Origin of the sequence: Microlunatus speluncae (assembly GCF_009299835.1) — a bacterium.
GTDB classification, from domain to species: Bacteria; Actinomycetota; Actinomycetes; order Propionibacteriales; family Propionibacteriaceae; genus Microlunatus; species Microlunatus speluncae.
Genome location: NZ_VKCZ01000008.1, coordinates 253850 through 273757 on the forward strand (window position 1 = coordinate 253850; position 19908 = coordinate 273757).

Consider the following 19908-nt stretch of genomic DNA (forward strand, 5'->3'; position numbering starts at 1 on the left):
GATGCCGTGCGGTCGACGGTGCAGCCGCGGCGCGGCATCAATTCACCTGCGCCGCGAGCTGGCCGCAGGCGCCGTCGATCTCCCGGCCGCGCGTATCCCGTACGGTCACCGGCACGCCGCGCTTCTCCAGCCGCCGGACGAACTCTTCCTCGTCCTCGCGCCGGGAGGCCGTCCATTTCGAACCAGGGGTGGGATTCAAGGGGATCAGGTTGACGTGGACCCAGCCCCAGTTGCCGCGGCGGAGCACCTTGGCCAGCAGGTCGGCGCGGTGGGCTTGATCATTGATGTCCTTGATCAAGATGTATTCGATCGACACCCGGCGCTTGGTGATCTTGGCGTACTCGTAGGCCGCGTCGACGACCTCGTCCACGTTCCAACGGGTGTTCACCGGGACCAGTTCGTCGCGCAACTCGTCGTCCGGTGCGTGCAGGGACAGGGCCAGCGTGACCGGCAGGCCTTCGGTGGCCAGCTGCTGGATCCGCGGCACCAGGCCGACGGTGGAGACGGTGATGCCGCGGGCACTCATGCCCAGCCCGTCCGGCGCGGGAGTGATCAACTGCCGGACGGCGCCGATCACCGCCTTGTAGTTGGCCATCGGCTCGCCCATGCCCATGAAGACCACGTTGGAGACCCGGCCCGGGCCGCCGGCGATCTCGCCGCGGTCCAGCCGGCGGGCGCCGTCGATGACCTGCTCGACGATCTCGGCCGTGCTCATGTTGCGCTGCAGCCCGCCCTGGCCGGTGGCGCAGAACGGGCAGGCCATGCCGCAGCCGGCCTGGCTGGACACACACATGGTGACCCGCTCCGGGTAACGCATCAGGACGCTCTCCACGGTCGCACCGTCGTGCAGCCGCCACAGGTTCTTGACCGTCGTGCCGTCGTCGCAGGTCAGCTCGTGCACGCTGGTCAGCAACCGGGGCATGAACGTCGCGGCCAGCTCGTCCCGGACGCCGCCGGGCAGATCGGTCCACTCCGCCGGATCGGTACGTAGCCCGGCGAAGTAGTGCGCCGACAGCTGGCGGGCCCGGAACGCACGGTGGCCGGCCGCCTCGACCGCCTCCCGCCGTTCGACCGCGGTGAGATCGGCCCAGTGCCGCGGCGGTTTGCCCCGGCGCGGTGCGGTGAAGACGAGCGGCAACGACCGGTCGCTCGGCGCGCTCTCCCCCGCTGATTCCATGCCGGTCAGGCTACCCGGCGGCCACCGCCGCGGCCGAATCCGCGAGCACCGCGCGGAGCCGGTCGTAGGTCGGGGCCAGGTCCCGCAGCCCGCGAACGACGGTGGCGTCGTCGCGCTGCACCACCGGATACTGCAGTGCACCGACCCGCCGGGCCTGATCGCGCACCACCCGGGACGCCTCGTCGAGCCCGATCCGGGCCAGGCAGGTCGCGGCGTCGTCCAGCCGGCGCGCGCCGACCCGGACCGCGAAGTAGCCCAGATGGCCACGCAGGCCCTCGTCCGGTCCGGCGGCCCAGAGCTCGGCCAGCGCCTCGGCGGCGGCGCCGTTGCCGATGGTCCCCGGCGGAACGTCGCGGGCCGGGTCGAGCTCCAACCAGGCGGTCGCGGCCGGCATCCCGGCCCGCAGCGCCTCCAGCTCGGTCACCGCCGCCACCCGCCGGAATTCCGACCGCAGCGTGAACGGCTCGCCGTACGCCACCGTCTCGGCCTGCCAGGCCTTCAGAAAGGTGTCCACCGGCAGGGTGGCGTACGGATGTCCGTGCGGATCGTGCATGATCACGAAGTCCGGTCCGACCTCGAGCACGACGACGAAGTGATCGGCTTCGATCGGCCCGGTCATCCCCGGCTGGTGCGCGAAGTAGCCCATCTCCAGCGGTCCGACCCAGACCGGCCCGTCAGCGAGCGCCGCCTGAAGCCGGGCCAGCGCCTGCTCGGCATCCCCGCCGCAGCTGACCCTCGAGGTCCAGCCGAGCGCCGACAGCAGGTTGTCGAAGCCGAGGCTCGGATCCCAGCCGTACGGGTCGAAGAACGGCAGCGTGCCACCGATCAGCTGCATCCCGAACGGTCCGCCGGACAGGGTTTCGATCACCGCGGTGGACGGGGCGTGCTCGCCCATGATCATGGCGAACGAGTTGGCATAGCAGTAGGGGCCGGAGCCGACATAGGGCGTGATCATCAGAACTCCTCGGTCTGATCAGGATGATGGATGGGAAAGACGACATCGAACCTGGCGTCGGTGCCGGGCTGGACCTCGAAACAGGTGTCGGCGATCCGCACGCCGGGCCGAGCGTTGATCCACGCCTCGACCGCGTCGTACAGATGCAGCACCAACGGAAAGTCCTCGAAGGTACGGGGCGCCGGCAGCACGGCCTCGGTCTGCGCCGGCGAGAGCCGGATCCGCAACCCGGCAACGGGCTCCAGCGAACCCTGATACCCGACGGCGACCTCGACCAGACCGCCACTGTCCGGCGTCACCAACTCGTGGAAGTAGGTCCGGGTCGGCCCGTCGCCGGGATGGCCGGCGGCCCGCAGCGCGGCCCGGATCTCGGCCTCAGCCTCGGCCTGGAAGTCCTCCAGCTCGGCCGTGTTGATCAGCCGTTGCCGGCAGAGCAGGTTGATCGGCTCTGCGCGGCGGACCCGTACCGCGTCGACCAGCTCGGGCAGCTCGCCGCCGCGGACGATCGTGTCCACCAGCTGCGCCTGCCGATCGAGTTGATCATGCTGCGCCTTCAGCCAGGCCCGGAGCTCGATCTCCAGCGCCCCGGGAGTCAGCTCGACCAGGACGGCGATCCGGGCCAACGGCACGTCCAGCTGACGCAGCCGTCCGATCAGCCGGGCCCGCGCGACCTGATCCCGGTGGTAATAGCGGTAGCCGGTCGCCACATCGACCTGGCTGGGCACCAGCAAACCCAGCTCGGCATACAGCCGTAGGGCCTTCGGCGACAGTCTGGTCTCGGCGCCGAAGCGTCCGGCCAGCAGGTAGGGCTCGTCCACACGCCGAGTCTGCGGCCCGCCCCTGGGGCGAGGTCAACCGACGCGCTGATCGAACCGATCCCCCGGCAGCCACGCGGCGATCTCGGTTCAGAGGAACTTCAACCGCGGTTGTAGGGCTGCACCGCCTCTTTGCTGCCGCCGATCCTCACGTTCCGGAAGTCGGAACGGAACGTCGCGCCCGGCTGATAGTCCTTGTACAGGCCGAACTTGATCCTGAAGGTGTTCTCGAAGGAGTCATTACGGCAGATGGAACGCGTCGCGTAGCCGAAGTACTCGTCCTGCTCGAAGAGCTTCTCCTCGACGGTCGCACCCACTTCCTTGTGATAGACCGCGATGCTCCCCTTCGATCCACCGGGGTGGTAGGGCTCCACGTTGTACTTGATGACGAAGGAGTGCCACTCGTTGGTGCCGACGCTCTGGGTCGCCATCGAGATGTCGTAGTTCGTGTCGGGGTCCTCGCCCCGGCGCACGAACTGGAGGTTGTGTCCGTTACCGGCACCTGACTGGATGCGCACGCCGCCGATCGGGTTCGCGATGCACTGCCACAGCTGCAGCACGTACGCCCCGCTGCCCGTCACGTCATCGACGCCCTCGGGGATGCGGACGTCGAAGCCGACCCACACGTTGGTGTGGAACGGCAGGTCCCACCCCGTCGCCAGCTCCGAGCGGTCCCGGAGCCTGTCTCCGGCAGCGTCCACCCAGGTGTTCCTGGCGGGGTCGTCAAGGATGGCACCCGGGTACTCGAAGTCCTTGTCCGTGCGGAACGTCAACGCCCGCCCATTTTCCGAGGTCCCGGTGATCTGAGGCGGCTCTGCCGCTCCCTGACACTTGCCCGGAAAGAAGCCGTCGCCCTCCCTGAGGTTGCCGCCGGCGCCCATCTCGAAATCGCAGTCCTCGGGTCTCTCGATCGTCCAGGTCTCACCCGCGATACCCGCCGAGTAGCTGGGCACCGCGGCCGCCGCGCTGGCGGGTTGTGGGTTCGTCACTGCGGCGATACCCGCCGAGGCGCTCAGGACTACCGCCGCGGTGAGAGCCGACGTTTTTCGAGCAAACCGACCAGGGGCCGAGATCTTCATCGATGTCTTCCCTTTCTTGTCTGGAACTGTTTTGAGTGGTTCCCCGAATCTGCGGGGTCTACTGAGGCGGCCTACCGGTCGAGCGACTGCAGATTCCAGCCGGCCAGCGGGGTCACCTTCGGCGGATCGGCCGGCTGCCCCGTCGGCAGAGGTTCCAACAACACCGACAGGCGGAAGTGACGCGCCGGGTCGCCGGTCACCACCAGCTTGCGGATGCCGGCGTTCGGGTTCTGGCCGGAGGGATTCGGCGAGGTCGGCAGGGGCTTCGCGTCCATGATCGAGAACTTCGCACCGGCCGGCCCGTCGAGCAGCCGGGCCTGCAGCTGCCGGCCGTTCAGGGTCAGCTTGGCGGTCCGGCCGTCCGCGGCGAGGGTGATCGCCGCGTTGGTGTGCATGAACCAGTGCGCCGTGATCGGTGTCCGGCCGGCCACCTCGTCCTGGACCACCACGCGGGACCGGTCGTTGATCATGGCGATGCCCCGCTTCCACCTGATCACCCCGCGATCAGCGTTCGCCTCGGACAGGTCGGCGACCGAGAACGCTGTCCCCGCATTCCCATCGGTGCGGTCGATCGTCCCGGTGGCTCCGAGGTCCTGGTCGGGCCCCGTTCCCGGATTCAGCACCAGCGTGTTCTGCCCCTCGGCACGTTTGCGGTAGTACGTCCAGCGCAGCCCGTCCGGACCCGTGTCGAAGTAGCCGGGCAGGCCGTAGTCGTCCCGGCCGGTCTCCATCGCCCACCGCACCCCGAGGGCATCGAGGACGAACGTGCCCATGTCAAGATCACCGTGGTTCGCCGCATTGTCGCCGGACCGGAACCCGACGAAGGTCGCGTTCGGATCCCAACTGCTGCGCATCGTCTGCACGTGGGCCCGCTCGAACACCTTGTCCAGTGGCAATCCGGAGGCCCCCGGATCCTCGGGATCGATCATGCCCAGCCACATCAGATGCAGCGGCGGCAGGGCGGTGGCCAGGACTCGGGAGGCTCCCTCATCGGCCCACCAGGCGTAGCCGGGTTGGTTGTAGCGATGGGCGAGCCAGTAGGTCGCCGCCGAGCCGCCCCGGGTCCTCACCTGGGTCAACGAGTCCGCGTAGTTGAACAGCTGCCCGCTCGAGCCGGTCAGCTGCAGGCTGAAGTCCACTGTCACATCGAGTCCGGGCACATCGGAGATGCCGTAGTCGTCACCGATCGCCGTCTCCAGCGAGGACAGCGCCGAGACCAGGAACCGGGTCGCATAACCCCAATAGGTGGTGCCTTCCGGGTAGCCGCCGTCCGGTCCGTATTCGGCCAGCGCGACCGGCAGTGAGTCGTACGCGCGGTGCAGCAACTCGTTGGCGAGCTCGGGGACCTCGTCGCCGATCGCCAACGCGGCCATGATCACGCCGCCGTTGCAGACGATGTTCCAGTTGGTCGTCGACCGGGTCCAGGAGTTCGACGTGTCGTAGGCGATCTTGGCCTCGTTCAGCCCGAATTCGATCATGGCATTGCGCAGTACGGCCCGTTGATCATCGCTCAGGAAGTCGTAGAGCCAGTCGTAGCCGACGGCGTAGGCGTACAGCAGCTCGGCGACCGAGAGCCAGCTCTCCGGGTTCCAGTCCGGGAACTGCGCGACGGCCTCGAGCTCCTGGTAGGCCCGGGCCGCGTAGCGCTCGTCACCGGTCAGCCGGTACGTCAGCGACAGGAACACCGATCGCCGCTGCACCTCGCGGGTCACCTGCAGCAGCGTCCGGCCGTCCGGGAACTCATAGACCGACATCGGCAGGGTGAGCATCCGGTCGGCCTCTGTGATCAACTGCTGATTCAGTCCGGACGCCAGCGCAGAGCTCGCCACCTGCTGGTGGATCCGGTCCAGCCCCGCCGCGTCGACCATCAGCCTCGGGTGTCCGGGCTTCAGGGCCGCGACGATGTCGTCCGGCGGATGCAGCTGCGGCGGCTCGGCGGCCGCCTTCGGCGCCCCACCGATGATCATGGGCACCAGGACGGCGAGCATCAGTCCGGTGATCGCGAACCGGTGAGGTCTCCGGGCAGGCAGGGGCATGGGAACTCCTCGTCGATGAAGATCAGATTCGAATCAGGTCACTTGGCCGCGAACGCGGTCTGGTAATCCTCGCGGATCTTGTCGCCGCCACCCTGGCGCCAGGTGGACACGGCCTCGGCCCAGCTGGCCAAAGGTTTCCGGCCGATCAGGATCTCCTGGCGGTGATCCTCGAGCGCCTTGCCGATCTGGGCGGTCTTGGTCGCCTCGGTCTCCGAGTAGAGGCCGAGGGTCGGATCCGGTTCGATCATCGCCAGCGCCTTCTCCTGGTACGCGAAGCGCGCCTCCGCGATCCGCCGCTGACCCGGGTCGTAGATCACCTGCGGACCGTCGGAGATGTAGCCGAACGGCACGAGCTTGAGGTTCTGCCCCCGCGAGTTGAAGATCGGGTCCGTCCCCTCCAGTGCGTACGTCTCGCCCTCGATGCCGAACTTCCGGGTCAGGTATTCCGACGAGCCGAAGGGTGCGGCCAGCCAGTCCAGCGCCTTCAGCAGGTTCTTGACCCGGTCCGGCTCCGACTTCTTGATCACCGTCATCGCCTGCATCACCGTGCCTCGGTTGTGCACCGGCTCGGTCGAGCTGTCGTAGCCGACGGGGAGCATGGTGGACAGCTCGAAGCCAGGTACCTCGGCACCCCACAGCTCGTACTTGCTGTAGCCGACGAAGCCGCCCTGCACCAGCGGGGTGCGACCGGCGGTGAACCAGTCGTTGCGCTGGTTGTTCGTCGCGTTCAGCCCGTCCGGATGGAAGACGCCTGCCTCGACCAGCCCGCGCGCGTCGGCCAGCGCCTTCACGTACTGCTCGGTCTCGATGTTGGCGGTGAACTTCCCACCCTCCTCGATCCACAGTGACGGGATGCCGAGCATCGAGGTGATCAGCCCGAGCACGCCGGCCGGATCGCCGCACGCCCAGCGCGAGTTGCGCTCGTCGGTCAGCGCGACCAGCAGTTCCTTGAACTCCGCGAAGTCCTTCGGTTGCCCGGAGAGCCCCTGCTTGTCCAGCAGATCCTTGCGGACGAACATCGCGCCGCCGATCGGCGGCCGGGCGATCGGGACGCCCCAGATCGATCCCTCGATCACGGTCTCCCGCCAGGACTCGGTCGCGAGCCCGGCCAGGTTGGGATAGTCGGCGATCGCGTCACCGGCGAGGTGCTCGCTCAGGTCCTGGAACTGCGCCTTCAGCAGCGCCGGCAACTGCTGCACCGAGCCGTAGATCGTCACCAGGTCGGGCAGGTCGCCACCCGCGATCGTGGTCGCGAACCGCTGCTTGTAGTCGGCGGACGGCGCATAGGTGATGTCCAGCTCGGCGCCGAGGCCCTGATTCACCTTCTGCCACAGGGGATTCTCGGCGAGGCCGGGGGCGACCGGGTCGAAGGTGTACGTCAGCGCCGAGATCTTTCCGCCGGACAACGGCGGCGCGGCGGCCGCCGGCGGATCGGCCGGATAGCTGAAGAACCCGTGCATGCCGCCCGGATGTTCGCTGGGCAGGTCGGGCTTCACGCTGCCGGCCTCGGCGAACGTCGGCAGTTCGCCGTTGCCGATCCGACGGGCATCGGTCTGCTCGCCGCCGGAGCTGCCACATCCCGTGACGGTTGCGGCGCCGCCGATCACGGCGGCCGCTGAGGCGCCCATGATCAGACTCCGCCGAGTCAGTGTCTCCATCGTGTTTCCTTTCGTCATTGAAGAGAGAGCGGGCCCGGCCTGGCTAGCCCTTGACGGCGCCGATCAGCAGACCCTTGCTGAAGTGCTTCTGGATGAACGGATAGACGATCAGGATCGGGACGATGGAGATCACCAGGATCGCCATCTGGATCGAGGTCTGCGGCGGCATCGTCTCGGCACCGACGGCCAGCTCGTCGGTGCCGAGCGGGGTCTGGTTGACGACGAACGTCCGCAGCACCAACTGCAGCGGCCACTTCTCCGGCGACGGCAGATACAGCAGGGCCGAGAAGAACGCATTCCAGTACGCCACCGCGTAGAACAGCCCGACCACGGCGATCACCGCCCGGGACAGCGGTACCACGATCGTGGTCAGGATGCGCAGCTCGCCGGCCCCGTCGATCTTGGCCGACTCGATCAGCTCGCCGGGCAGCTCCAGGAAGAACGAGCGCATCACGATCACGTTGAACGCGTTGATCAATACCGGCAGGATCAGCGCCGCCAGGTTGTCGATCAGGCCGAGCTGTCGGACGATCAGATACATCGGGATCATGCCCGGGCTGAACAGCAGCGTGAACAGGGTCAGCAGCAGGATCGGCTTGTGCAGCAGGGCTCCCGGCCGGGACAGTGCATAGGCGAGCATGATCGTGCAGACCACCGAGAGGACGGTCCCGATCACGGTCACGCCGATCGACACGAACAGGGCCCGGGTCACCACGCCGCCGGACAGCACCGCTCGGTAGGCGCCCAGGGTCGGGTCGGTGGTGAACAGGACGAACCCGCCGGCCGCGCTCACCTCCCGCTGCGAGGCGATGCTGGTCATGATCACCGCGACGAACGGCACGATCACCGCCAGACAGGCCAGGCCGAGCACGATCCCGCGGCCGGCCCGGGCCAGGATCGAGGGACGGCCCATCCAGATCGGCCGGGTGTCTTTCCAGTGGCTCATTTCGAATACACCCCTCGCTCGCCCAGGGCGTGGGCCACCTTGTTGGCGCCGAGCACCAAGATCACGCCGATGACGCCCTTGACCAGGCCGACCGCGGCCGAGACGCCCCAGTCGCCACCGATGATGCCGTTGTTGTAGACGTAGGTGTCCAACACCTCGCTGGCCTGCGTTCCCGCCGGTCCCTGCTGCAGGATGATCTGCTCGAACCCCACACTGAGCGCGTCACCGAGCCGCAGGATCAGCAGCAACACGATCACCGGCCGGATCGCCGGCAACGTCACGTGCCAGGTCTGCCGCCAGGAGCCGGCCCGATCGATCGCCGCCGCCTCGTACAGGTTGAGATCAACCCGGGACAGCGCCGCCAGGAAGATGATCGTCGACCAGCCGGTGTCCTTCCAGATCACCTGCGACGTGATCATCAGCTTGAACAGCTCCGGCACTCCGATGATCTGCAACGTCTCGAAGTCGGCGCTGCGCAGCCAGGTGTTGAGCATGCCGCCGTTGCCCAGCATCTGCTGGAACAGCGCGACCACGATCACCCAGGACAGGAAGTGCGGCAGGTAGAGCACCGACTGGGTGAGCCGCTTCAGCCGCTCGCTGAGCAGCGCGTTCAGGATCAGGGCGAACGCGATCGGCAGCGGGAAGACGAAGACGACCTGGATCAGCGTGATGATCAGCGTGTTCGCCAGCGCGTTCAGGAACTCCGGGTCGCCGTTGATGATCACCTCGAAGTTCTCCAGCCCGACGAACGGGCTGTTGCCGATGCCGAGGAACGGCTGGTAGTCCTGGAAGGCGATCACGTTGCCCAGCAGCGGCAGGTAGTGGAACAGCAGCAGCACCACGACGCCGGGCACGGCCAGCAGCAGCAACACCCGGTCCCGGCGCCAGCGGACGGCCAGCCGCTGCCGGAGACCGCCGTCGGCGGCCTTCGGTGGCGGAACCGCCCGCGGCGGCGCGGGTCGGGGCTGGGAATCGATCACGGTGCGTCAGCGCCCCGCTCCCCCGCACCCTGAGCCTGTCGAAGAGCGCCGGTCCGACCGAGCACGAACTCGACGTGACGGCGCAGCTCCTCGTGGGCCGCCGTCCGCGAGCGGACCATGACCTCCCGGGCGGCCGGCAGATCCGACGCCAGCTTGGCCGTCCGCTCGACCGCCTCGCCGGCGGCTCCGTCGGTCAGCTCGATGATCGACTCCGAGAGGCCGAGGTCGTGATACATGTGGCCCTTGATCGTGTCGGTCGGCTGACGCAGATAGAGAGCCGGAATCCCTTCCGCCAAAGCGATCAGCGGCGAGTGGCACTCCATGCTGATCACCGCGGCGGCGCGCCGGTAGACCGATGCCGCCTCGGTCAGATCCCAGAACCGCGGTAGCACGTGCACCTGGTCCGCCACGTCGGCCGGGAAGGTGCCGGCCAGCCGGGTCTCGGCGACCTCGACCGCGTACGACATCTCGGGCACGATCAGGGCCGGCCACCCGGTCGTCCGGACCCAGCTGATGATCGACTGCCGCAGCACGTCCAGATCGGACTCCGCATAGCCCGCGTTGTAGGCCTCCTTGCGCCAGTCCTCGGCCCGCGGCTGATAGCCGCGGATCCGGTAGTACGGCGTGTAGCGGAGCCGCGGCACCGCGCACAGAAACTGGCCCTCGGCCAGCCCGTACTCCGCGAGCACCGGTGCGCCGTCGGCATCGTCGACGACGTCGAAGATCACCGTGCCGTCCGCACCGAACTCCAGCTCGTCCACCCCGATCCCCTGCCCCCGCAGGAATCTCTGGGTCAGCGAGTCGCGACAGTAGACGAACGCCGCGTCGGTCAACAGCTCCCGGTCCAGCGGTGCCAGCAGGTCGCCGGCGATCGCGTCGATCATGACCGCGGACCGCTCCAGAGTCCCGTCATAAGGCCGCAGCGGATCGACGGTGACGCCGAAGAACCCGTACGGCTTATTGGTGTGCGCCCGCCAGGCGGCGGTCTCGATCTTGCCGACCAGCGACGGCCCGGATCCGTGCACCAGCAGGTCGGCATCGGCGAACAGCCGCTCCAGGGTCGGCGTGATCGAACCATCCTCGCCGACCCGCTCCTCGACCAGTGCCACCTCCGGGTAGTAGCAGGCCAGCAACTCCCGGACCGCGTCGTCGATGTTGCGCGCCCAGAGGGTGAGCCGGGTGCCCGGCGCGAACCGCCGGAACGCCTCCAACACCCCGGGGCTGTGCGCCACATCCCCGATATTCACGGTCTGCCATCCAGAGACCACCACGACATGAATCATCGGCAGAACAACCCCGTTCGGCCCCTGACGGGGCATCGATCAGCAACGTCCGGATCAGAATGCCTCTGATTAACCGGATAATCAAGCCCACGATCGGATGTTGATCAAGCCGGTGCGATTTTCAGGCGCGCGGCGGCGCGGTCGATCCGCGGTCGATCAGCTTCGGTCGCGGGCTCTTCACCAGCGCCGACCTGGCCCGCTTCCCGTCGATCAACTGGCGGAGAGCCCGGTAACCCCGGACACCGGCTTCGTAGACCGGCATCCGGATCGTCGTCGGTGCCGGCCGGAGGACATCGGCGATCGGCAGATCCTGATACACCACGACCGAGAGATCCTCCGGCACCCGCAGCCCCAGATCGACGATCGTGGCCAGGGCCCCGGGCGCAGCGATCACGTTGTCGATGATCATCGCCGTCGGCGGCTCGGGCCCGGTCAGCACCGCCATCGCCGACTGGGCGACGACGTGCGGGTCGAAGCCGGACCGATGGACCAACCGCGGATCCGGCCGCAGGCCGGCCGATCGTAGAGTGTCCAGATAGCCCTCGACGCGAGGGCCGCCGTAGGCCTGGTCCGGCCCGCCGATCAGCGCGATCCGGCGGTGTCCCAGCCGGAGCAGATGTTCCGTCGCGACGGCGATCCCGGCATGATCATCGACCCAGATGCTGGTCCGTCGCTCGTCGTCGTCGGGGGTCTGCAAGATCACGTACGGAATCGTGCGGCTGGTCAGTTCCTCGATCGTTTCGGAGCCGAGGTGCGGTGACCGGACCAGGAACCCATCCACCATCCGGGTGCCGACCATCCGCTGCATCAGGTGCGTGCCCGGCTCGATCCAGAGCGCGTCGGCCAGCATCAGCACGTCGCCGGCCTCCTCCGCGGCAGCCTGGATGCCGCGGATCGCGAACTCGAACACCGGGTTCGCGATCTTGGGGACGACGGCCGCGATGATCCCCGACCGCGACATGCTGAGCGACTTGGCGGCATGGTTGACCCGGTAGCCGGTCTCCGCGATCGCCCGCTCCACCCGGAGCCGGGTCGCCTCGCTCATCCGGATCGTCGTGGCACTGCCGGAGATCGCCGCCGAGACGACCGCCGTCGACACGCCCGCCCGCTTGGCGACGTCCTTCAGCGTCACGTGTCGCTCGACCATGGCCCGAGGATAGTGCCCAGGCACAGCTCCGGCGCCACCTCCCGGATCGGCTAGAGCCGTGCCGCGAACCACTCCACCGCGAGCCGATCACAGGCGGCGGCTTCCGGCTTCTGTGGCGCCGGCTCGTCGCCCGGCGGTTCGGCGAGCAGATGCGCCATCTCCGGCACGATCTTGAGGTCGGCCTCGCGCCCCCGGTTGGCCAGAGCATCCCGCACCGCCGCCGCCGGCACCCGGATCGCGTCGACGTCGTCGAGCGCACCGACCACCAGCCGCAGCGGCGCGCCGGCCCGGGCCAGCTCGTCGGCCCGGCGGACGAAGTCGATCTTGTCGGCGATCGCGTCGGAACCGGCATCCCAGCCGTAGTCGATGCCGAAGAGCCGGCCGTTGGCCGTGACGATCGGGCGCAGCTGGGTCAGCGGGCTGACCACCACCGCGGCGACGATCGGCAGCCGGGTCTCGGCCAGCACGCCGAGCGCGGCGCCCGCTCCGGCCGACCCGCCGAGCAAACCGATCCGGTCACTGGTCAGCCGGAACTGCTCCCGGACCGCGGCCAGAGCCGGCTCGAACTCGGCGACCACCTGGTCCTGCACCGGCTCGTACAGATTGCGCACCGCATCCTCGAAGCCGAGCCGCATCACCTCCTCGTCACCGCCAGCAGGTTTCCGCGCCCCGCAAAGCGGCAGGCCGAAGTAGATCCGCCACGCGTCCAGCCCGTCCAGCGGCATGGCCGCGGCGAAGGCGGACTCGGTCCGCGGCGGATCGAACAGGTGCCAACCGACGACCAGCGGCGCATCCGTCCGGCCCGAGGCCGGCGGCAAGATCAGGTACGGCACTCCGGCGGCGATGCCGACGCGCTGCTCACGGTCCGAGAAGTTCATCATAATGGACAGTGTACAACTTAAATGGACACTGTACAATAAGACCATGGAGCAGAGCGGACGCCGGACCCGAGGCATGCGGGCCGGGCTGACCCGGGACCAGATCGTCGCCGCCGCCCGGCTGACCTTGACCCAGCGGGGGCTGGACGGGCTCAGCCTTCGCGCGGTGGCCGCCGAACTCGGGGTTGCCCCGAACGCGATCTACAGCCACCTCGCGGACAAGGACGCCCTGATCGACGCGGTCCTCGACGACGTGCTGGCCGCGGTGCACAGCCCCACCGCCCGGGATCCGCGGCGCGCGATCACGGTGATCATGACCGACACGTACGACGTGCTGATCACCCAGGGCAGCCTGGTCGGCGCCTATCTGACCCGGCAGGGATCGCGCGGGCCGGAGGCGCAGCGACTGGGCGTGATCATGGATCAGTGCTTCGAGCGGCTCGGGATCGCGGCGGCGGCCGCCGCCGCGGGCCGCCGGTCCTTGATCGTCTACACCATCGGCTATGCCGCGTTCGCCACCGGCTGGACCGACGCCGACACCCAGCCGATCCCCTCGGCCCGGGTGCGACGCGACTTCCTGGCCGGCCTGGACTGGCTGCTCGCCGGCATCGCTCCGCGGTGATCGGCTCCCCGGAAATCGCGTTGCGATCTTGACCGGGCCCGGGAAGGGTGAGGTCATGGATGACCGCCTGATCGCGATCCTCGACCGATCCGGCGTGGTGGACGGGCCGGCGTCCGACGCCCGGATCGAGGTGCTGGACACCGGCGCGTTCAACTCCCGGACGGTGCGACTGCGGATCACCCCGCCCGGCTCGGCGACCGCCCGGGCCTTCATCCTGAAGCAACCGACCGACGTCGCCTGGAGTGTGGCGTCGGCCGCCGACGAGGCCCGGTTCTACCGCTTGATCGATTCCCTCGATGATCATCCCCCGGTCGTCCCGCGATGCTTCGCTATCGGCTCCGCGGACGAGCCGTACGTCCTGTTGGAGGATCTGTCCGCGACCCACGTCGCCCCGACGACCAGGGACCGGATCCTGGCCTCGGGCCTGCCGATCCCGACGGACCAGGACGCGGTGATCGACTGCCTGGCCCGGCTCCAGGCGTACTGGTGGGAGCATCCGTTGCAGGGCACGGGCGCACTCGACCTCGGCTACTGGTCCGAGGACGGCGAGGGCTTCGCACGGTTCGCCGAGCGGCGTCGCACGTCGTGGCGGACCCTGCGGTCGGCCAACGAGGACTGGCTGCCCGCCTCGGTGGTCGAGCGCTGCGAGCGGATCGTCGACGGGCTCTCGGCCTACTGGACCCGCCGGCTGCAGCCCCGCGTGGCCGAACGGCGACGGCTGACCCTGGTGCACGGTGACGCCTACTTCTCGAATTTCCTCTGTCCGATCCGGGCCGGCGGCACCGCGTCCCTGATCGACTGGCAGGACCCGTGCTTCGACCTCGGCGCCGTCGACCTGGCCAACCTGATCGCGACGTTCTGGACCCGGGAGCAGCGCCAGGAGGACGATCGTGAGCGTCGCCTGCTCGCCCGCTTCCACCGCACGCTGGTCGATCACGGCGTCGCCGGCTATTCCTACGAGATGCTCCTCGAGGACTACCGGCTCGGACTCGTCTACTGGTTGCTGGTGCCGTTCCAGGATGCCCACGACGGATCCTCCGCCGACTACTGGTGGCCGAAGCTGCAATGCCTCCTCGCCGCTTTCGAGGACTGGGACTGCGACGAACTCGTGGCCTGACCGGGCCGGATTGTCGGGCTCAGCCGCCGGGCACCAGAAGATACATGATCAACCAGGCCACCGGGGCGGCGACCAGCAGCGAGTCGAGCCGGTCCATCACCCCGCCGTGGCCGGGGATGAACGAGCTCATGTCCTTGATCCCGAGGTCGCGTTTGATCAAGGACTCGATCAGGTCGCCGCAGACCCCGACCGCCACCAAACCAACCCCGAGGATCAGGCCGATCCACCACGGAGCGCCGAGCCCGAAGACGGTCATCGCCAGCCCGGCGCCGGTGCCCAGCACCACCGAGCCGACCAGGCCTTCCCAGGACTTCTTCGGGCTGATCGTCGGCGCCATCGGATGCCGGCCGAACAACACGCCGGCGACATAACCGCCGACGTCCCCGGCGACCACGATCAGGATGAACGTGACCAACCGGATCGATCCGTTCTCGCCGGCCAGCATCAGGGCCGCGAACGAGCCCAGGAAGGGCACGTAGGCGATGATCATCAGGCTGGCCGCGGTGTCCTTGACATAGCCGGCGGAGCCCTTCGGCATCCGCCAGATCATCGCCGCCAGCACGGTCAGTGCCAGCGACGCGAGCAACACCGACGCGGTGGAGAAGATCACCGGCTGTTGCACGCCGGCCAGGAACGATCCGGTCGCGATCGCCACGGTGCCGATCATGATCGGCACCCGCGCCGCCGTCATCCCCTGCCGCTTCAGCGCCTCGAACATCTCGTTCGCACCGAGCGCCAGTGCGACCGCCAGCAGCGCGACGAAGCCGGGCTTGAACCAGATCAGCGTGACGACCAGATAGGCCCCGAGGCCCACGCCGACCCCGATCGCGGCCGGCAGGTTGCGACCGGCCCGACCATGATCGACTTGCTGCCCGTCGCCGGGCTCCGGCCCTTCGACCGGATCAGAGCCCGAAGAATCGACCACCGATCAGACCTCGATCAGTTCTGATTCCTTGTGCTTGAGCACCTCGTCGACCGCGTCGGTGTGTTGCTTCGTCACCGCGTCCAGTTGCTTCTCGGCGCGGACCACCTCGTCCTCGCCGACCTCTTTGTCCTTGACCAGCTTGTCCAGGGCTTCCTTGGCCGACCGGCGGTGGGTCCGGATCGAGATCTTGGCGTCCTCGGCCTTGGTCCGGGCCAACTTGATGTATTCCCGACGCCGTTCCTCGGTCAGCTCCGGCAGCGTGACCCGGATGACGTTGCCGTCGTCGGTCGGGTTGACCCCGAGATCGGAATCCCGGATCGCCTTCTCGATCCCGGCCATCGATCCCTTGTCGTACGGAGTGATCAACACCATCCGCGCTTCCGGCACCTGAAAGCTGGCCAGTTGCTGCAGCGGCGTCGGCGCACCGTAATAGTCGACGGTCAGCTTCGAGAACATCGCCGGATGCGCCCGGCCGGTGCGGATCGCCGCGAACTCCTCCTTCGCGTACTCGATCGCGGAGTCCATCTTCAGTTCCGCGTCCATGAGGATCTCGTCGATCACGGTAGCGCTCCTTCGTCTCGGGTGGGCGACCTCACGTGTGTACCGTAGTCCCGATCTTCTCACCAGCGATCGCGCGGACGATCGTGCCGTCGGTGTCCAGGCTGAAAAACACCATCCGCAGCGCGAAGTCGCGCGCCATGCTGATCGCGGTGGCGTCGGCCACCTTGAGGTCGCGGGCCAGATATTCGTCGTAGCTGAGGTCGTCGAACTTCTTGGCGTCGGGGTTGGTCTGCGGGTCGGCGTCGTACACGCCGTCGGTGCCCTGCTTGCCCATCAGCAAGACGTCGGCGCCGATCTCCAGCGCCCGCTGCGCCGCCACCGTGTCGGTGGAGAAGAAAGGCATCCCGGAGCCGGCGCCGAAGATCACGATCCGGCCCTTCGCGAGATGCCGCTCGGCCCGCTGCGGGATGTACGGCTCCGCGACCTGGCCCATCGTGATCGCGGTCTGCACCCTCGGCTCCAGCCCGGCCTTCTCGCAGAAGTCCTGCAGGGCAAGGCAATTCATCACCGTGCCGAGCATGCCCATGTAGTCGGCGCGGTCGCGCTGCATGCCCCGCAGTTGCAGCTCGGCGCCGCGGAAGAAGTTACCGCCACCGACGACGATGGCGATCTGGACGCCGGTCGCGGCCGCCTCGGCGAGCTGCCGGGCCAAGCCGGCGACCACGTCGGGATCGACGCCGATCTTGCCGCCACCGAACACCTCACCGGACAGTTTCAACAGGACTCGGCGGTACGGACTCGGCATCGGCATCTCTCCCTGACCTGGATGGCTCTGACCTGGACTGTTCTGGGTGCTGACACAAACGTGCGCTACGAACCCGGACGGATTCATAGCGCACGCATCGTGGCCTAGGAGCTCACGCCCCCGCGGCTTCGAACCGAACGAATCGCTCGATCGTAACCCCGGCGGACTCGAGCAGCTTGCTCACCGGCGTCTTGTTGTCGGTCACCGACGGCTGGTCGAGCAGAACGACGTCCTTGAAGAAGCTGTTCACCCGACCCTCGATGATCTTGGGCAGCGCCTGCTCAGGCTTGCCCTCGGCCTTCGCCGTGGCCTCGGCGATCCGACGCTCGTTCTCCACCAGATCGGCCGGCACCTCGTCCCGGTTCAGGTACTGCGGCCGCATCGCGGCCACCTGCATCGCCGCGGTCTTCGCGGCCGCCTCGTCGGCACCGGAGTACTGCACCAGCACGCCCACCTGCGGCGGCAGGTCGGAGGCCCGCTTGTGCAGGTAGACGGTGGTGGTGCCGTCGAAGTAGGCGGCCCCGCTGACCTCAAGCTTCTCGCCGATCTTGACCGCGAGCTCGCCGACCGCGTCGGCGACGGTCCGGCCGTCGCCGACCGGTGCCGCGTTGACCTCGTCGACCGTCCCGGCCTTGGCCGCCGCGGCAGCCTTCACCACGGTGTCGGCCAGTTCCTGGAAATCGGCGTTCTTGGCCACGAAGTCGGTCTCGGCGCCCAACTGGATCAGGGCACCGTCGGCGTAGGCGACCAGACCGTTGCTGGCCGCCCGTTCCGACCGCTTCGCGGCCTTGGCCGCGCCGGACACGCGGAGGAGCTCGATCGCCTTGTCGAAGTCACCTTCGGCCTCGGTGAGCGCCTTCTTCGCGTCCATCATGCCGGCCCCGGTGGAGTCCCGGAGCCGCTTCACATCGGTAGCGGCAATCGTCGCCATGCGTCCTCGTACTTCCTTCTGTTTCAGGGGTGACGTTGTGTCAGGGGTAGGGGCTCAGTTGCTGACTTCGTTCGGCGCGTCGGCGTCGGCGGCCGCGGAGACCGCAACCGGATCCTCGGTCGCCGCGACCGGCACCTCGACGGGCGCCTCGACAGCGGCCTCGGCCGGTGCCTCGGCGGTCTTGGCGGCCTCGGCCCGGGCGTTGGCCTCTTCCTTGGCCAGCAGCTCGCGCTCCCAGTCCGGCATCGGCTCGTTGGTCGCCTCTTCACCGGTCTGGCCGCCGGACCGCGACATCAGTCCCTCGGCGACGGCGTCGGCCAGCACGCGGGTCAGCAGCGAGACGGAGCGGATCGCGTCGTCGTTGCCGGGGATCGCGTAGTCGACCTCGTCCGGATCGCAGTTGGTGTCCAGGATGCCGATGATCGGGATCCGCAGCTTGCGGGCCTCGTCGACGGCCAGGTGCTCCTTCTTGGTGTCAACGATCCAGACCGCCTGCGGCACCTCGCTCATGTCCCGGATGCCACCGAGGGTCTTCTCCAACTTCTCCTTCTCCCGGCGCATGCCGAGGAGCTCCTTCTTGGTCCGGCCGGAGCCCGCGACGTCGTCGTAATCGACGCCCTCCAGCTCCTTGAGCCGCTGGATCCGCTTGATCACGGTGTGGAAGTTGGTCAGCATGCCACCGAGCCAACGCTGGTTGACGAACGGCATGCCCACCCGCATCGCCTGCTCGGCGATCGCTTCCTGGGCCTGCTTCTTGGTGCCGACGAAGAGCACCTTGCCGCCCCGGCCGACGATCTCCTTGACGAAGGCGTACGCGCGGTCGATGTAGGTCAGCGACTGGCGCAGGTCGATGATGTAGATGCCGTTGCGGTCGGTGAGAATGAACCGCTTCATCTTCGGGTTCCACCGACGGGTCTGGTGCCCGAAATGGACGCCGCTCTCGAGGAGCTGGCGGGTACTGACGACGGCCATGGCCGTATCCCTCTCTTCTCGGGCCGAAGCCCGACGTACGGTTGACCGGTGTCGATCTCTTCGACACCGCCTGATGCCCGCGCGACAACCGACTCAAACCACGTGGGAGTGAGACCGCGGATGCCGCCCGACCGAGGCGGCCGGAGAGCGAGCATGCGAAGTCAGCCCGATTCCTCAGGCTGCGGCCCAGAGTCTACGCTTTCCGCCCGCCCCGAGGCCAACCAGCGCGGACCTCTCCCTTATATAGGGAGCGGCCGCGCGTCCGGTCGGGCAGGATGCGCGGGTGCGTACCTTCGATGAGCTGATTGCTGAGGCCGCGGCGGCCGACGTGTCCGGCTGGGATTTCAGTTGGCTGGACGGCCGGGCGACCGAGGAGCGACCGCCCTGGGGCTATGCCCGGCTGCTGGCCGAGCGGCTCGGCACGGTCGGCTCCGCGGTCGACCTGGACACCGGCGGTGGCGAGGTCGTCGCCGAGGCGCCACGGCTTCCGGCCCGGATGGCGGTGACCGAGACCTGGCCGCCCAATGCCGAGCGCGCCCGCCGGCTGCTCGGACCGCGCGGGGCCGAGGTGTACGAGCCGCAGCCCGGCGGTCCACTGCCCTTTCCCGACGGCTCCTTCGAGCTGGTCACCTCCCGGCACCCGATCAAGCCGGACTGGCCCGAGATCAGCCGGATCCTCCAGCCGGGCGGGCACTATTTCGCCCAGCACGTCGGCGGCGAGTCGGCCCGGGCGCTGAGCGAGTTCTTTCTCGGCCCGCTGCCGGACGAGGTCTCCGGGCGGGATCCGGAGGTCGAACGCCGCGACGCGGAGCAGGCCGGGCTGACGGTCGTCGAGCTGCGGACGTTCCGCGCCCGGATGGAGTTCTTCGACGTCGGCGCGGTGGTCTGGATCCTGCGCCGCTGCGTCTGGTGGCTGCCCGACTTCACGGTTGAGAAGTACCACGAGGACCTGGTGCGGATGGACCGGATCATCCGGGACACCGGATCGTTCGAGGCGCACGCCACCCGGCACCTGATCGACGCGGTGCGCTGACCCGGTCCGGGCGTCGTCCACAGCCGCAGGTGAGGCAATCCGGTTTTC

The 19908-nt window shown here is 68.4% G+C and carries 19 protein-coding genes; 3 read left to right on the forward strand and 16 right to left on the reverse strand.

Features of this window, described 5'->3' with window-relative positions:
• Positions 1–37: 37 nt before the first annotated feature.
• From rlmN to FNH24_RS12590, 11 genes are all read right to left on the reverse strand, one after another.
• On the reverse strand, positions 38–1177 hold the full coding sequence (gene rlmN, locus FNH24_RS12540) for a dual-specificity RNA methyltransferase RlmN (protein WP_152362516.1): 1140 nt from the start codon (positions 1175–1177) through the stop codon (positions 38–40).
• 10 nt (positions 1178–1187) lie between these two features.
• Entirely contained in the window at positions 1188–2132 is a 945-nt protein-coding gene (locus tag FNH24_RS12545) for a hypothetical protein (RefSeq protein WP_217428185.1), read from the reverse strand.
• A complete protein-coding gene (locus tag FNH24_RS12550) occupies positions 2132–2950 on the reverse strand; it encodes a MerR family transcriptional regulator (protein WP_152362518.1) in 819 nt (272 codons plus the stop codon). Before FNH24_RS12550 ends, FNH24_RS12545 begins: the two co-directional genes overlap by 1 nt.
• A gap of 98 nt (positions 2951–3048) precedes the next feature.
• A complete protein-coding gene (locus FNH24_RS12555; protein WP_152362519.1) occupies positions 3049–4026 on the reverse strand; it encodes a heparin lyase I family protein in 978 nt (325 codons plus the stop codon).
• 71 nt (positions 4027–4097) lie between these two features.
• Positions 4098–6062, reverse strand: coding sequence for a DUF4962 domain-containing protein (locus FNH24_RS12560; RefSeq protein ID WP_152362520.1), 1965 nt, complete (start codon positions 6060–6062; stop codon positions 4098–4100).
• Positions 6063–6100: 38 nt separating this feature from the next.
• Positions 6101–7720: an extracellular solute-binding protein gene (locus FNH24_RS12565; RefSeq protein ID WP_161606115.1), complete on the reverse strand. Its 1620-nt coding sequence runs from the start codon at positions 7718–7720 to the stop codon at positions 6101–6103.
• Positions 7721–7763: 43 nt separating this feature from the next.
• Positions 7764–8666 carry a carbohydrate ABC transporter permease gene (locus tag FNH24_RS12570; RefSeq protein WP_152362522.1) on the reverse strand — a complete coding sequence of 301 codons (903 nt, stop codon included), beginning with the start codon at positions 8664–8666 and terminating at the stop codon, positions 7764–7766.
• The gene (locus FNH24_RS12575; protein WP_246186861.1) at positions 8663–9646 is read right to left on the reverse strand and encodes an ABC transporter permease; all 984 of its coding nucleotides are present in this window, start codon (positions 9644–9646) and stop codon (positions 8663–8665) included. The genes FNH24_RS12570 and FNH24_RS12575 overlap by 4 nt, the downstream gene beginning before the upstream one ends.
• Positions 9643–10893, reverse strand: coding sequence for a polysaccharide pyruvyl transferase family protein (locus FNH24_RS12580; protein WP_161606116.1), 1251 nt, complete (start codon positions 10891–10893; stop codon positions 9643–9645). Before FNH24_RS12580 ends, FNH24_RS12575 begins: the two co-directional genes overlap by 4 nt.
• Positions 10894–11050: 157 nt before the next feature.
• The gene (locus FNH24_RS12585; RefSeq protein WP_152362524.1) at positions 11051–12076 is read right to left on the reverse strand and encodes a LacI family DNA-binding transcriptional regulator; all 1026 of its coding nucleotides are present in this window, start codon (positions 12074–12076) and stop codon (positions 11051–11053) included.
• Positions 12077–12126: 50 nt separating this feature from the next.
• The gene (locus FNH24_RS12590; RefSeq protein ID WP_217428186.1) at positions 12127–12957 is read right to left on the reverse strand and encodes a prolyl oligopeptidase family serine peptidase; all 831 of its coding nucleotides are present in this window, start codon (positions 12955–12957) and stop codon (positions 12127–12129) included.
• A gap of 43 nt (positions 12958–13000) precedes the next feature.
• Between FNH24_RS12590 and FNH24_RS12595 the strand changes: the two genes are divergently transcribed.
• Both FNH24_RS12595 and FNH24_RS12600 read left to right on the forward strand, forming a co-directional pair.
• Positions 13001–13576, forward strand: a complete 576-nt coding sequence (locus FNH24_RS12595) for a TetR/AcrR family transcriptional regulator (protein ID WP_161606117.1) — start codon at positions 13001–13003, stop codon at positions 13574–13576.
• Positions 13577–13631: 55 nt separating this feature from the next.
• A complete protein-coding gene (locus FNH24_RS12600) occupies positions 13632–14693 on the forward strand; it encodes a phosphotransferase (RefSeq protein WP_161606118.1) in 1062 nt (353 codons plus the stop codon).
• Between the two features lie 19 nt (positions 14694–14712).
• Here FNH24_RS12600 and FNH24_RS12605 read toward each other — a convergent pair whose 3' ends face one another.
• The 5 genes from FNH24_RS12605 to rpsB form a co-directional block, all read right to left on the reverse strand.
• Entirely contained in the window at positions 14713–15531 is an 819-nt protein-coding gene (locus tag FNH24_RS12605) for a phosphatidate cytidylyltransferase (protein WP_246186863.1), read from the reverse strand.
• Positions 15532–15621: 90 nt separating this feature from the next.
• On the reverse strand, positions 15622–16176 hold the full coding sequence (gene frr, locus FNH24_RS12610; protein WP_217428194.1) for a ribosome recycling factor: 555 nt from the start codon (positions 16174–16176) through the stop codon (positions 15622–15624).
• A 34-nt stretch (positions 16177–16210) separates the two neighbouring features.
• Positions 16211–16924: a UMP kinase gene (pyrH, locus tag FNH24_RS12615; protein WP_152362529.1), complete on the reverse strand. Its 714-nt coding sequence runs from the start codon at positions 16922–16924 to the stop codon at positions 16211–16213.
• A 112-nt stretch (positions 16925–17036) separates the two neighbouring features.
• Positions 17037–17855, reverse strand: coding sequence for a translation elongation factor Ts (gene tsf, locus FNH24_RS12620; protein ID WP_152362530.1), 819 nt, complete (start codon positions 17853–17855; stop codon positions 17037–17039).
• 54 nt (positions 17856–17909) lie between these two features.
• Positions 17910–18827 (reverse strand): 30S ribosomal protein S2, encoded by a 918-nt coding sequence (rpsB, locus tag FNH24_RS12625; protein WP_152362531.1) that lies wholly within the window; start codon positions 18825–18827, stop codon positions 17910–17912.
• Positions 18828–19110: 283 nt separating this feature from the next.
• Between rpsB and FNH24_RS12630 the strand changes: the two genes are divergently transcribed.
• On the forward strand, positions 19111–19860 hold the full coding sequence (locus FNH24_RS12630) for a methyltransferase domain-containing protein (RefSeq protein WP_152362532.1): 750 nt from the start codon (positions 19111–19113) through the stop codon (positions 19858–19860).
• Positions 19861–19908: the final 48 nt, after the last annotated feature.

Coding starts and splice junctions, on each gene's coding strand:
- rlmN (WP_152362516.1), bottom strand. CDS start 1,177: ATGGAATCAGCGGGGGAGAGCGCGCCGAGCGACCGGTCGTTGCCGCTC.
- FNH24_RS12545 (WP_217428185.1), bottom strand. CDS start 2,132: ATGATCACGCCCTATGTCGGCTCCGGCCCCTACTGCTATGCCAACTCG.
- FNH24_RS12555 (WP_152362519.1), bottom strand. CDS start 4,026: ATGAAGATCTCGGCCCCTGGTCGGTTTGCTCGAAAAACGTCGGCTCTC.
- FNH24_RS12560 (WP_152362520.1), bottom strand. CDS start 6,062: ATGCCCCTGCCTGCCCGGAGACCTCACCGGTTCGCGATCACCGGACTG.
- FNH24_RS12565 (WP_161606115.1), bottom strand. CDS start 7,720: ATGGAGACACTGACTCGGCGGAGTCTGATCATGGGCGCCTCAGCGGCC.
- FNH24_RS12570 (WP_152362522.1), bottom strand. CDS start 8,666: ATGAGCCACTGGAAAGACACCCGGCCGATCTGGATGGGCCGTCCCTCG.
- FNH24_RS12585 (WP_152362524.1), bottom strand. CDS start 12,076: ATGGTCGAGCGACACGTGACGCTGAAGGACGTCGCCAAGCGGGCGGGC.
- FNH24_RS12590 (WP_217428186.1), bottom strand. CDS start 12,957: ATGATGAACTTCTCGGACCGTGAGCAGCGCGTCGGCATCGCCGCCGGA.
- FNH24_RS12595 (WP_161606117.1), top strand. CDS start 13,001: ATGGAGCAGAGCGGACGCCGGACCCGAGGCATGCGGGCCGGGCTGACC.
- FNH24_RS12600 (WP_161606118.1), top strand. CDS start 13,632: ATGGATGACCGCCTGATCGCGATCCTCGACCGATCCGGCGTGGTGGAC.
- pyrH (WP_152362529.1), bottom strand. CDS start 16,924: ATGCCGAGTCCGTACCGCCGAGTCCTGTTGAAACTGTCCGGTGAGGTG.
- tsf (WP_152362530.1), bottom strand. CDS start 17,855: ATGGCGACGATTGCCGCTACCGATGTGAAGCGGCTCCGGGACTCCACC.
- rpsB (WP_152362531.1), bottom strand. CDS start 18,827: ATGGCCGTCGTCAGTACCCGCCAGCTCCTCGAGAGCGGCGTCCATTTC.